The sequence below is a fragment of the Rhodococcus aerolatus genome (assembly GCF_054783215.1).
Map to the genome: position 1 here is coordinate 190,859 of NZ_BAAGQZ010000046.1, position 12,629 is coordinate 203,487.

11 protein-coding genes are annotated in these 12,629 nt (G+C 74.6%); 4 read left to right on the plus strand and 7 right to left on the minus strand.

Annotation, left to right across the window (positions count from 1 at the left end; genetic code table 11):
- Positions 1–123: 123 nt before the first annotated feature.
- From ACYVOF_RS17745 to ACYVOF_RS17765, 5 genes are all read right to left on the minus strand, one after another.
- Complete coding sequence (locus tag ACYVOF_RS17745) at positions 124–1,872, minus strand: VanW family protein (RefSeq protein ID WP_460868829.1); 1,749 nt, start codon at positions 1,870–1,872, stop codon at positions 124–126.
- Positions 1,873–1,921: 49 nt separating this feature from the next.
- Entirely contained in the window at positions 1,922–3,634 is a 1,713-nt protein-coding gene (locus tag ACYVOF_RS17750; protein WP_460868831.1) for a redoxin domain-containing protein, read from the minus strand.
- Between the two features lie 186 nt (positions 3,635–3,820).
- A complete protein-coding gene (locus tag ACYVOF_RS17755; protein ID WP_460868833.1) occupies positions 3,821–3,967 on the minus strand; it encodes a hypothetical protein in 147 nt (48 codons plus the stop codon).
- A 114-nt stretch (positions 3,968–4,081) separates the two neighbouring features.
- Positions 4,082–5,284 (minus strand): ATP-binding protein, encoded by a 1,203-nt coding sequence (locus tag ACYVOF_RS17760; protein ID WP_460868835.1) that lies wholly within the window; start codon positions 5,282–5,284, stop codon positions 4,082–4,084.
- 153 nt (positions 5,285–5,437) lie between these two features.
- Positions 5,438–6,766: an acetyl-CoA C-acetyltransferase gene (locus ACYVOF_RS17765; protein ID WP_460868979.1), complete on the minus strand. Its 1,329-nt coding sequence runs from the start codon at positions 6,764–6,766 to the stop codon at positions 5,438–5,440.
- Positions 6,767–6,867: 101 nt separating this feature from the next.
- On the opposite strand from ACYVOF_RS17765, the gene ACYVOF_RS17770 reads away from it, so the two are divergent.
- Together ACYVOF_RS17770 and ACYVOF_RS17775 are read left to right on the plus strand one after the other, a co-directional pair.
- Positions 6,868–8,223 (plus strand): 3-oxoacyl-ACP reductase, encoded by a 1,356-nt coding sequence (locus ACYVOF_RS17770; protein WP_460868837.1) that lies wholly within the window; start codon positions 6,868–6,870, stop codon positions 8,221–8,223.
- The gene (locus tag ACYVOF_RS17775) at positions 8,223–9,092 is read left to right on the plus strand and encodes a MaoC/PaaZ C-terminal domain-containing protein (RefSeq protein ID WP_460868981.1); all 870 of its coding nucleotides are present in this window, start codon (positions 8,223–8,225) and stop codon (positions 9,090–9,092) included. Before ACYVOF_RS17770 ends, ACYVOF_RS17775 begins: the two co-directional genes overlap by 1 nt.
- A 12-nt stretch (positions 9,093–9,104) precedes the next feature.
- Here ACYVOF_RS17775 and ACYVOF_RS17780 read toward each other — a convergent pair whose 3' ends face one another.
- A complete protein-coding gene (locus ACYVOF_RS17780) occupies positions 9,105–9,731 on the minus strand; it encodes a TetR/AcrR family transcriptional regulator (protein WP_460868839.1) in 627 nt (208 codons plus the stop codon).
- A gap of 90 nt (positions 9,732–9,821) precedes the next feature.
- On the opposite strand from ACYVOF_RS17780, the gene ACYVOF_RS17785 reads away from it, so the two are divergent.
- Positions 9,822–10,340, plus strand: a complete 519-nt coding sequence (locus ACYVOF_RS17785) for an SCP2 sterol-binding domain-containing protein (RefSeq protein WP_460868841.1) — start codon at positions 9,822–9,824, stop codon at positions 10,338–10,340.
- A 36-nt stretch (positions 10,341–10,376) separates the two neighbouring features.
- The gene (locus ACYVOF_RS17790) at positions 10,377–11,588 is read left to right on the plus strand and encodes an acyl-CoA dehydrogenase family protein (protein WP_460868843.1); all 1,212 of its coding nucleotides are present in this window, start codon (positions 10,377–10,379) and stop codon (positions 11,586–11,588) included.
- A 38-nt stretch (positions 11,589–11,626) separates the two neighbouring features.
- Here ACYVOF_RS17790 and ACYVOF_RS17795 read toward each other — a convergent pair whose 3' ends face one another.
- Positions 11,627–12,532, minus strand: a complete 906-nt coding sequence (locus ACYVOF_RS17795; RefSeq protein WP_460868844.1) for an endonuclease domain-containing protein — start codon at positions 12,530–12,532, stop codon at positions 11,627–11,629.
- Positions 12,533–12,629 lie beyond the last annotated feature (97 nt).

The window sequence follows — 12,629 nt, forward strand, 5'->3', positions numbered from 1 at the left end:
CGACGGCTCGGTCTGCACCGACGGTAACCGTGGGGCCGCTTCAGGACCACCCGGACTGCAGGTCTACCGCCCACGTCATGACCAAGGTCTCGCGCGTCGTGACGCTGCGTGCCAGACCGGTCGCTACTCGCAGATCACCCGCGGCACCGGGTCGTACACCGTCGTCGTCGTCCGGCGGGAGAGCTCGGCGCCGGTGCCCGCCGCGCGGATGATGCGGGTGTCGGTGGTGGTGAAGCCGGGCGCCCCGGCCGAGGAGATGCAGTCGTTGCCCGCCGGCAGCCGCACCGTGCTCGGCGAGGTGGCGTCGAAGCGGCCGCCGTTGACCGACTCCACCTCGACGGTCTTGGTCCCCCACAGCCGCACCGTGATGTCGGAGCCGGTGCCGATGGTCTCGATGAGCACCCCGGTCTGCGCGGGGTTGCGGAAGGCGACGTCGATGACGCCCTCGAAGACCGTCGCCTCGCGCCCCGCCGGGTACCGGGAGATGTAGTAGCTGTGCGCCTGGTGGGTGACGTCCTCCATCCCGGCGAAGTAGGAGGCGTTGTACAGCGTGGTGGCGAGCTGGCTGATGCCGCCGCCGATCGCGGTGTCGGGCCGACCGTTGTTGATGATCCCGGAGTCGACGTAGCCCTGGGCGGCCCCGCGCGGCCCGGTGTAGCCGTTGAGCGAGAACGTGTCCCCGGGGCGGACCAGCGCGCCGTCGATCTCGGAGGCCGCCAGCCGGATGTTCACCCCGGACGCGGCGCTGAACCCGCCGGTGGTGAACTCCCCGATGACCTCGCGGATGCCCAGCCGGGTGGCCGCCTCGGTGGTCAGCGCGGGCGGGGCGACGACGTAGGCGGCGGGCACCACGTGCGGGGCGGGGGCGGCGAGCAGGGTGTCGAGCCCGGCGAGCGTCGCGCCCCAGTCGACGCGCTGGCCGTCGGCGCCCGGCACCACCGTCGGCGAGCCCCCGGAGATGACGACGTCGGCGTCTCGCGGCGCGGTCTCGGTCGGGGCCAGCTGCGGGGCGAGCAGCCCGGTCGCGGCGTCCCGGTCGACGAGCGCCCGCAGGCCCCCCGCGCCGTCGGGCTCGAACCGCAGCACCCGTCCGACGTCGGCGGCGGCGAGCACGGCATCCCGCCCCCGGCCGGGGACGACGAGGTCGGTGCTCGCGGCGGGGCGGGCGACGGTGTCCAGCGCGGTCGCCAGCCCCTCGAGTGTGACGGTGACGGGCGTGGTGTCGACGGGCACCTCGAGCGGGCCGCCGTCGAGCCAGCGGGAGGCGACGACGTCGACGGCCGCGTCCTGCTGCAGCGTCTGCCCGGCCACGGGGTCGACGGGGACGGGGGTCGCGCCGTCGAAGCGGATGCCGCCCTCGACGGGGGCGCGGTCGCTGGTGGGGCGCAGCGCGTCCAGGGCGGCGGCGAGCTGCCGGCGGTCCTGGGTGGGGACGACCTCGACGGTGCGCTCGCGGACGAACGACGTCAGCCGTGCCAGCGGGTTCAGCGGCTGGTCGCCCGCCCGGGCGAGGGTGGCGGGCCAGTCGACGGCCAGACCGGCCGCGGTCGGGTCGAGGGTGGTGGTGACGTCGCCCGCGCGGAGCTCCACGGGCCGGGTGGTGCGGGGCTCGAGCTCGCGGCGCAGCGTCGCCTCGGCCGCGGCGGGGTCGAGGCCGCCGACCGCGACCCCGGCGACGACGGTGCCGCGGGGCACGTCCCCCCGGGTGAGCAGCAGGTCGGCGACGTAGGCGACGAGCAGGACGCCGAGGACGGAGCCGGCGACGACGAGGGCGGTGCGGCGGCCGCGTCGGCCGTTCTCCGGCTCCTGCTCGACGACCGGGGGCTCGGGCGTGCGGTGCCGACCCGCGTCGTCGCCGTCCACCCGTCCCACCCCCGTGCCCGTCGGTTTGCTCGTCTGTTGCCGTTCCTGTCCGCCCAGGTTACCCAGGGTCGCCGAGCGGCAGCACGAGCGCGGTCGTCCCCCCGGCGCGCACGTCGACGTCCCACCGGCCCTCGACGACGCGGCACACCGGGTGCTCCGTCCCCGCCTCGCACAGCGCGGCCCGGGCCCGGACGTGCAGCTGGCCCTCGCCGGTGAGGGTCAGCGTGCGCGTGAGCCCCGTCCCGGTGGTGTCGGCCAGCAGCCCGGCCGGTGTGGCGGTGACGTCGAGGCGGGTGGCGGGGCCGTCGCGGTCGTCGGTGCGGGTGCCGTCGGGCACGGTCAGCCGCACCCGCAGCTCGACCGGCCCGGGGGCGACGTCGGGCACCGGCGCCGGCCGGGGTCCCGGGGCGGTTCCGGGCAGCGCCACCAGCTCGTCGCCGGCGAGCACCAGCACCCGGCCGTCGAGCACCGCCACCCCGCGCGGCTCGACGAGGCCGGCCGCGAGCGTGCTCACCAGCCCGGTCGCGGGGTCGAACCGGCGGACGGCGCCGTCGTAGGTGTCGGCCACCAGCACCGACCCGTCCGCGGCGACGGTCAGGCCCTCGGGGTGCTGCAGCCGGGCCCGCGCGGCCGGGCCGTCGCGGTGGCCGAAGTCGAACAGCCCGGCGCCGACGGCGGTGCGCACCACCCCGTCGGCCAGCCACCGCAGCGCCGAGGACTCGGCGTCGACGAACCACAGCCGCTCGCCGTCGACCGCGAGCGCGGTCGGCTGGGCCAGGAACGCCTCCTGCGCCGGCCCGTCCCCGAGCCCCTCGGTGACCCGGCCCGCCAGCCGGCGCAGGTGCCCGGTGCCGAGGTCGAGCGCGGACAGGGTGTGGTTGCCCGCCTGCGCGACGACGAGCTCCCCGGTGTGCGGCCACCAGGCGACCGCCGTGGGGCTGGCGAGGCGCTGCTCGGTGCCCGGGCCGTCGGCGGGGTCGCCGGGCCGCCACACCGCACCGGTGCCGGCCAGGGTGCGGACCTCGCCGGTGCCGCGGTGCAGCCCCAGCACCCGGTGCCCCGCCCGGTCGGCGACGACGAGGTCGACGCCCGCCGCGTCGGCCACGTCGGCGGGGAGCAGGGCGAGGCCCGTGGCGGGGACGTCGTGCCGGGCCAGCTCGGTGGACCCGTCGGCGGCGAGCTCGACGACCCGCCCGTGGCCGGTGTCGGCGACGAGCAGCGTCCCGGCGGGGGTGACGACGAGGCCGGCGGGGTCCCGCAACGGGCGCGGGTCGTCGGGGACGTCGACCGCGGGGCGGGCGGCCGCTGCACCCGCGACCCCGTGCCGGGCCACGACCTCGGCGACGACGGCGTCGAGCTCGGCCGCGCGGCCCTCCCCGCTGGTGGTGTGCACGACGTAGCCGGCGGGGTCGACGACGACCAGGGTGGGCCACGCCTTGGCCGCGTAGGCGTCGAAGGTGCGCCGGCCGGTGTCGGCGAGCACGGGGTGGTCGATCCCGAGGCGGCGCACGGCCCGGCGGACCGCGTCGGGCTCGGCCTCGTGGTCGAACTTCGGGGAGTGCACGCCGAGCACCACCAGCTCGTCGGCCCACCGGCGGGCCAGGGGGCGGAGCTCGTCGACGACGTGCACGCAGTTGATGCAGCCGGCCGTCATGAGGTGGAGCAGGACGACGCGGCCGCGCAGGCTGCGCAGGGTCAGGTCGGCCGGGCCGCTGACCCAGGTGCCCGCGAGCTCGGGGGCGCGCACGGGGGTGGTGCGGTGGCGGGTCACGCCGGGTGCAACACGGCGGTCGCCGGCGGCGTTCCGGGCCGGCCCTGCCCGACCGGACCTGGCCCAGGCGGTGGAATGCCCCGCACCGCAGCCAGGTCGGGGGTCAGGCTGCGGTGCGGGGCTGACTACTACGTCGCCGGGGCCGCGCGGATCGTTACAGGGCGGTCCGACGGGTCGCGGAGCCGCTCAGCGCAGGGTGCCGCGCTGGGCCTGGTCCATCGTGATCAGCTCGTCGCGCAGGGCGATCGTGGGGGCGCCGGCGACGGCGCGGTTGAACTCGCGACGGGCGCGCGTGCGGTCGCGGTGGGAGCGGATGCGGGTGGAGAGCGTCACTGCAGTTACCTCGGAGTTGTCGCGTGTGGTTGGTGCTCCCTCATTCTGCACGGACGTACCAGTTGCTGCCACCAGATCGACGGTGATGTGGCGCACCCACCGGTCAAATCCCGGTCACACTCGCTGTGCGGCGAGGAATCGACCGAAGTGCGGCACGGTGAAGGACACGAAGCCCCGGGCCGTGGCGTAGACGAGGCCCTTCTTGAGCAGGCTGTCGCGGGTCGGCGAGAGCGAGGACGGACGCCGCCCCACGTGGGCCGCCACCGCCGACGTCGCCACCGCCGCCTCGGCGTCCCCGCCCTGCTCGGCCAGGTCGGCCATCGCGTGGAGGTACTCCCGCTCGGCCGGGGTGGCGCGCTCCAGCCGGGAGCCGAAGAACCCGACGGCCAGCTCGGCCTCCGCCACCGGACCCGCCACGCGGACGTCGGCGGCGGTGATGCGCTCCCCCGGCGCGTCGTCCCAGGCGGCCTTGCCGTAGGCCTGCACGAAGTAGGGGTACCCGCCCGACGCCGCGTGCAGGGCGGCCAGCGCGTCGTCGTCGATGTCGGCGCCCTCGCGCTGCACCGGGGTGCGGATGGCCCGCTCGGCCGCGGCCGCGTCGAGCCGGTCGATGCGCAGGTAGCGGAACAGCCGCTCGGAGTAGCTCTTGGACGCGGCGAGCACGGCCGGCACGTGGGGCAGGCCGGCGCCGACGACGACGAGCGGCGCGCCGGACTGGCTGAGCTCGTGGCAGGCCACGCACAACGCGGAGACGTCCTCGGCCCCCAGGTCCTGCATCTCGTCGAGCAGCAGCACCAGCCCGGTCCCGACGTCGGTGGCCAGCTCGGCGACGGTGCTGAGCAGCTCGACGAGGTCGATCTCGACGTCGCCGGAGTCGGCCCGGCCGCGCGCGGTGGGCGCGTCGATCCCGGGCTGCCACAGCTCGCGCATCCCGGTGCCGGGCGGGTTGGCCTTGAGCGCGAACGCCTTGAGCACGCCCAGGGTGTCCTCGACGCGGTCCGGGGCGCGGTGGCGCACGGCGAGGTCGCGCACGGCCCGGTGCAGCGCGACGCTGAGCGGCCGACGCAGGCCCTGCCCGGCCGCGGCCTCGACCTTGCCGCTGGCCCAGCCGCGGCGCAGCGCCCGGGACCGCAGCTCGCCGAGCAGGACCGTCTTGCCCACGCCGCGCAGCCCCGTGAGCACGAGGCTGCGCTCGGGCCGGCCGCGGGAGACCCGCTCGACGAGCACGTCGAACGCCTCCAGCTCGCGGTCGCGGCCCGCGAGCTCGGGCGGGCGCTGGCCGGCGCCGGGGGCGAAGGGGTTGCGCACGGGGTCCACTCTGCGACTCTATGGCCGTCTCTAGCGCTCACCCGATAGACACGCAGACACCCCTACCCATCCCCCTTCAACGCATCCAGCGGGCTCGATGCACCGGATCGGGCCGGGGATCTGCATCGAGCCCGCTGGATGCGGGGGGCGGGAGGTGCGGGGTCAGCGCTCCAGGATGGCGACGACGCCCTGGCCGCCGGCCGCACAGATGGAGATCAGGCCGCGGCCCGAGCCCTTCTCCGCCAGCTGCTTGGCCAGGCCGGCGACGATCCGGCCACCGGTCGCCGCGAACGGGTGCCCGGCGGCCAACGAGGAGCCGTTGACGTTGAGCTTGCTGCGGTCGATGGAGCCGAACGCGCCGTCGAGGCCGAGGCGGTCGCGGCCGAACTCCTCGGACTCCCACGCCGCCAGCGTGGAGAGCACCTGGGAGGCGAAGGCCTCGTGGATCTCGTAGTAGTCGAAGTCGGCCAGCGTCAGCCCCGCGCGGGCCAGCATCCGCGGCACGGCGAAGGCGGGGGCCATGAGCAGGCCGTCGGGGGCGCGGCCGTCGATGCCGTGCACGTAGTCCACCGCCGCGGTCTCGGAGTGGGTGATCCACGCCTGCACGGGCAGCGAGTGCTGCGCGGCCCACTCCTCGCTGGCCAGCAGCACCGCCGACGCGCCGTCGGAGAGCGGGGTGGAGTTGCCCGCGGTCATCGTCGCGTCGGGCCCGGAGCCGAAGACGGGCTTGAGCTTGGCCAGCTTCTCCACCGACGAGCCGGGGCGCAGGTTCTCGTCACGGGTCAGGCCGAGGAACGGGGTCACCAGGTCGTCGAGGAAGCCGCGCTCGTAGGCGGCGGCGAGGTTCTGGTGGCTGGCCGCGGTCAGCTCGTCCTGCGCCTCGCGGCTGATGCCCCACTCCAGCGCGGTGCGGGCCTGGTGCTCACCCATGGAGAGCCCGGTGCGCGGCTCGCCGTTGCGCGGGATCTCCGGGACGACCTGGCCGGGCCGCAGCGCGCCGAGCAGCCGCAGCCGCCCGGCCGTGGTCTTGGTGCGGTTGAGCTCGAGCAGCACCTTGCGGAACTCCTCGTTCACCGCGATGGGGGCGTCGGAGGTGGTGTCGACGCCGCCGCCGATGCCCGCGTCGACCTGGCCCAGCGCGATCTGGTTGGCCACGGTGACGACGGCCTGCAGACCGGTGCCGCACGCCTGCTGCAGGTCGGCGGCCGGCGTCTCGGGGCTCAGCGTCGAGCCGAGCACGGACTCGCGGGTGAGGTTGAAGTCCCGGCTGTGCTTGAGCACGGCGCCGGCGACGACGTTGCCCAGCCGCTCGCCCTGCAGGCCGAACCGGCTGACCAGCCCGTCGAGGGTGGCGGTGAGCATGTCCTGGTTCGAGGCGGTGCCGTAGTGGGAGTTCGACCGGGCGAAGGGGATGCGGTTGCCGCCCAGGACGGCGACGGGGCGCGCGGCGACGGGGGTGGGGGGCGTGGTCTGCGGGGAGGTCACGATCAGCTCCTGGGCTTCGACGGGGTCGACGGGGGTTGTTACTCGTGAGTATTCTTACCCGCGAGTAAGTTGCTTGTCGACCGACCCCACCCAACGCAGGGAGAGACGTGAGCGCCCAGCCGTCAGACCGTTACTCGCAGATCGTGGGCTCCGGCCCCGGCAGCTTCGTGGCCTCGCGCCTGGGCCTGCCCCGCCCCGAGGCGCTGCGCCGCTACACCCCGGGTGAGCCGGCGCTGCCCGGCCCGGTGCTGCTCGGCGGGTCCGGCCGGCTCGTCGAGCCGCTGCTCGAGCTGCTCGGCGACCTCGACGCCACCACCGACCCGGACTCGACGACGGAGAAGTTCGGCGCCCTGGTGCTCGACGCGACCGGCATCACCGACGTCGCCGGGCTGACCGCGCTGCACGACTTCTTCTCCCCCGTGATGCGCCGCATCCTGCCCAGCGGCCGCTTCCTGGTGCTGGGCACCGCCCCGGAGGACACCGGTTCTGTCGACGAGGCGATCGCGCAGCGCGCGCTGGAGGGGTTCACCCGCTCCCTGGGCAAGGAGGCGCAGCGCGGCGCCACCGCCCAGCTCGTCTACGTCGCCCCGCCCGCCGCGGGTGCGAGCCCCGTCGCCGCCGCGGAGTCCACCCTGCGGTTCCTGCTCTCGGCCAAGTCCGCCTACGTCGACGGCCAGGTCGTCCGGGTCGGTGCCGGTGAGGTCACGCCGCCGGCCGACGCCGAGCGCCCGCTGGCCGGCCAGGTCGCCGTCGTCACCGGGGCCGCTCGGGGCATCGGCGCCTCGATCGCCGAGGTCCTCTCCCGCGACGGCGCCCACGTGGTGTGCGTCGACGTCCCGCAGGCCGGGGAGTCGCTGTCGAAGACGGCCAACCGGGTCGGGGGCACGTCGCTCACCCTGGACGTCACCGCGCCCGACGCCGGGGCCACCCTCTCGGAGCACCTGCTCTCCCGCCACGGCGGCGCTGACGTCGTCATCCACAACGCCGGCATCACGCGGGACAAGAAGCTGGCCAACATGGACGTCGACCGGTGGAGCTCGGTCATGCAGGTGAACCTGGCTGCGCCGCAGCGGCTCACGGCCGCGCTCGTCGAGTCAGGCGCCCTCAAGGACGGCGGCCGCGTGGTCGGGGTCGCCTCCATCGCCGGCATCGCGGGCAACGCCGGGCAGACCAACTACGGCACGTCCAAGGCGGGCGTCATCGGCCTCGTCGACGCGCTGGCCCCGCAGCTGGCCGAGAAGCGGATCACCATCAACGCCGTCGCCCCGGGCTTCATCGAGACGGCGATGACGGCGGCCATCCCGATCGCCATCCGCGAGGCCGGCCGCCGGCTGAGCTCGCTGGCGCAGGGCGGGCTGCCCGTCGACGTCGCCGAGACCATCGCCTGGTACGCCAACCCGGGCTCCGCGCAGGTCACCGGCAACGTGGTGCGCGTGTGCGGGCAGAGCCTGCTGGGGGCGTGATGGCCACCGAGCAGCTGCAGTCCGCCCCGGGCCTGCTGCAGCCCTACCTCAAGGCCGCCCTGGGCGCGCTGCCGCTGCCCACCGGGTCGCGGCCGCGCGAGCTGCCCGAGCGACAGGTCGTGCTCGACGGGCTGACCGTGGACCGCGAGCACCTCGCCCGCTACGCCGAGGTGTGCGGGTTCCGCAACGCCGACGTGCTGCCCCCGACGTACCTGCACGTGCTCGCCTTCGGGATGAGCATGCGGCTGATGTCGGCCGGGGACTTCCCGTTCGAGCTGCTCGGCCTGGTCCACGTGGCCAACCGGATCGAGGTGGCCCGGCCGGCCACGGCGGACGAGACGTTCGACGTCCGGGTGCACGCGGCCGACCTGCGCCCGCACCGCAGCGGGACCCAGGTCGACCTGGTCACCGAGATCGACGTCGCCGGCGAGCGGGTGTGGACGGGCACGTCGACCTACCTGCGCCGCCACCGGGTCGACCGGCCCGCCGGGGACTCGCGGCCCGCGGCACCCGAGCCGGTCGAGGAGCCGACGGCCACCGCGACGTGGCGGCTGGACGAGGGGCTGGGGCGGCGCTACGCCGCGGTGTCCGGCGACCGCAACCCGATCCACCTGCACGCCCTGAGCGCCAAGGCCTTCGGGTTCCCCCGGGCCATCGCGCACGGCATGTGGACCGCGGCGCGGGCGGTCGCGGCGCTCGAGGGTCGGCTGCCCGACGCGTTCGACTACACCGTCGAGTTCCGCAAGCCCGTGCTGCTGCCGGGCACGGCCGAGCTGGCCACCCACCGCCGCGGCGGGGGCTGGGAGCTCGACCTGCGCGACCCGCGCAAGGGCGCCTCGCACCTGCACGGCGAGGTCACCGCGCGCTAGGCCCGGCCCGTCTCAGGCGGGCCCGCCCGCACCGTCGGCCACCCGGCGGTGCGGGCCGGCCAGGCCGAACCACACCAGCTCGACGACCGTCTCCGCGGTGCCCACCGGGTCGGGCTCGGCCTGGTCCAGCATCCGGTTGGCCAGCGTCTCCACCGCACCGACCACGGCCAGGGCGACGGTGTCGAAGTGGGCGGCGCCGAGGTCGGCCTTGGACAGCCGCTGGCACAGCGCGGAGACGATGGCGACGATCTGCTCGCGGGCCTGCCCGACCTGCCGGGCGAACGGCTCCAGCACCGAGCCCTGCCGGTAGAGCACCACCCAGCTGTCGCGGTGGGTGGAGACGTAGGTGAGCACGGCCAGCACCCCGGCCCGCAGCTGGGCGTACGCGGCCCCGTCCGGGTCGACCGCGGTGGCCACCGCCGTCACGAACCGCTCGGACTCCCGGGTGAGGCAGGCGCTGAACAGCTCCTCCTTGCTGCCGAGGTACAGGTAGAGCATGGGCTTCGAGATCGCCGCGACCTCGGCCACGTCGTCCATCGAGGCGGCGTGGAACCCGCTGCGGGAGAACACCTCCACCGCGGCGTCGAGCATCTGCTGCTCCCGCACGGCGCGCGGCAGCCGCTTGGTGCCTCCGGCCACGTCACACCTCCGACCCGTCTGTTGCCCACCATCCTACTGGCGCGTAACCTTACCCACGAGTAAGTACCACCGACCGACCGTGGAGGCACCGTGGCCGACCTCAGCACCACCGACCCCAAGAAGCTCAGCGACGAGGAGTACCTCGCCCTGCTGCAGGACCTGACCTCGACGGAGAAGGGCCTGCTCGACGTCGACCCGACCGACTTCGCCAAGCTGGTCAAGCGCACCTCGAACGACCAGTTCAAGACCCTCGAGTCCGACCCGGTCTCGGCGAAGGTGACCGACGGGATCTTCAAGCGCATGCAGGAGCGCTTCAAGCCCGAGAAGTTCCGCTCCTCGCGCACCTCGGTGATCCGCTGGGAGATCAGCGCCAAGGCGGGCGACCGCACCTACGAGACCACCGTCAGCAAGGCGGGCTGCGAGGTCGCCGAGGGCGCGCACGCCGAGGACCCCCGCTGCACCATCAAGATGGCGCTGCCGGACTTCCTCAAGCTGGCCTCCGGCAACGGCAACCCGCCGATGATGTTCATGACCCGCAAGCTGAAGATCGACGGCGACGTGGGCTTCGCGGCCGGCGTGACCAACGTGTTCGACATCCCCAAGGCCTGAGCGCCCCCACCTCGCACTGACGAAGGAGCACAACCCGTGTCGTTCTCGCTGGAGCTGACCGAGGAACAGACCGACATGCGCGACTGGGTCCACGGCTTCGCCGCGGACGTGGTCCGTCCCGCCGCCGAGGAGTGGGACGAGCGCGAGGAGACCCCGTGGCCGATCCTGCAGGAGGCGGCCAAGATCGGGATGTACGGCATCGAGCTGATGGCCAACCTGCAGTTCGACCCCACCGGGCTGAGCCTGCCGATCTTCCACGAGGAGCTCTTCTGGGGCGACGGCGGCATCGGCCTCGCCATCCAGGGCACGGGCCTGGCCGCAGCGGGCATCTTCTCCGCCGGCACCCCCGACCAGATGGCCGAGTGGATCCCGCAGTGCTTCGGCGACGAGAACGACGTCAAGACCGCGGCGTTCTGCTCCTCGGAGCCCGAGGCCGGCTCCGACGTCAACGCGATGCGCACCCGCGCGGTGTACGACGAGGCCACCGACGAGTGGGTCCTCAACGGGCTCAAGGCGTGGGCCACCAACGGCGGCGTCGCCAACATCTACGTGGTGCAGGCCGTGGTGGACAAGGACCTGGGCTCGCGCGGGCAGGCGGCGTTCATCGTGCCCGCCGGCACCAAGGGCCTGGCCGTGGCCAAGAAGCTGAAGAAGCACGGGCTGCGCGCGTCGAACACCTGCGACGTGTTCCTCGACGACGTCCGCATCCCGGGCGCGAACCTGCTGGGCGGCAAGGAGAAGCTCGACGAGAAGCTGGCCCGGGCCCGGGAGGGCGTCAAGGGTGGCGGGCAGGCCGCGATGGCCACGTTCGAGCTGACCCGCCCGATCGTCGGGTCCATGGCCATCGGCATCGCCCGCGCCGCGTACGAGTACGCGCTGGAGTACGCCAAGAGCCGCGTGGTGTTCGGCAAGCCGATCATCGAGAACCAGGCGATCTCGTTCATGCTCGCGGACATGAAGACCGAGATCGACGCGGCGCGGCTGCTGGTGTGGCGCGCGGCGTGGATGGGCGCCAACGAGGTGAAGTTCACCAATGGCGAGGGCTCGATGAGCAAGCTCAAGGCCGGCCGCACCGCGGTGTGGGTGACCGAGCGCGCCATCCAGATCCTCGGCGGCGTCGGCTACACCCGGGAGTACCCGGTGGAGCGCATGCACCGCGACGCGAAGATCTTCGACATCTTCGAGGGCACGGAGCAGATCCAGCAGCTCGTCATCGCGCGCAACATCTCCGGCATGCGCCTGTCCTGACCCCCAGTCTCACCCCGCATTCAGCGGGCTCGATGCACTCAGATCGCTCTCCGGTCTGCATCGAGCCCGCTGAATGCCGTCCGGGGACGGGCGCGGCGCACGGCACGGCGGACCGTGTCGCACAGTGCCCGGGGGTCCCCGGCGAGGTCGGCCCTGGTGACGTGGACCAGCTCCCAGCCGGCGTCGCGCAGCTCGCGGCCGCGCCGCCGGTCGAGCTCGAGCTGGTCCCGCAGGGCGTGCCACGCCCCGTCGTACTCGACGGCCACGCACCAGCCGTCCACGGCGAGGTCCACCCGTCGGACCCCGTGGCCGCAGACGATCTCGACCTGCGGGGTGACGTCGAGCCCGCCCTGCCGCAGCGCCACCCGCAGCTCCGACTCCGGGGCCGACTCCGCGCGGGGGTCGACCAGGTCCGCGGCCAGGCGGGCGGTGACGACACCGTGCTCGTGGGTGTGCAACCGGCGTCGGAGCTCCTCGACGGTGAGCAGGCCGGCACGGACCACCCGGTCGAGGTCGGCCACGGCCCGCCGCAGGTCGGCCTCGCGCGCCAGGTCGAGACCCATCCGTGCCGGGCTGGCGATCGGACCGAACGGACCGGGCACCGCGTCGTCGGGCCGCAGCGGCGTCCGCTTGACGACGAGCCCCCGCACCGGCCCGAAGCGGGACGGCTCGTCCACGACGACCTGCACCGGGTCGTGCGCCCGACCCAGCTCGACGCCGAGCAGCGTCGCGGCCGACCGACCGGTGACGAGCGCGCCCGGCGGGATGACGAGATGAGCCGCCTCGGCCCGGACGCGGTGGGTGACGGACACACCGGCCGGTACGTAGACGTCCTGGAACAGTCGCCGGTACCGCGGGCCCCGCAGCTCACCGCGCGTGAGTACCCCCTCCCCCACGGCTTCGGTCCCCCGGAACACCCCGGTCAGCTCGGTTCGTCGTCGCACGACCCCGATGCTGACGGTGGCGCCCGCGCCCCGACACCCCCCGCACCCACCCTGTGGACAACCTGGGGTCCACGTCCCCGACGCGCATCCAGCGGGC

What these genes read in the sequence shown, in the direction of transcription:
- ACYVOF_RS17775 (WP_460868981.1), top strand. Translation starts at nt 8,223, where the DNA reads ATGGCCACCGAGCAGCTGCAGTCCGCCCCGGGCCTGCTGCAGCCCTAC.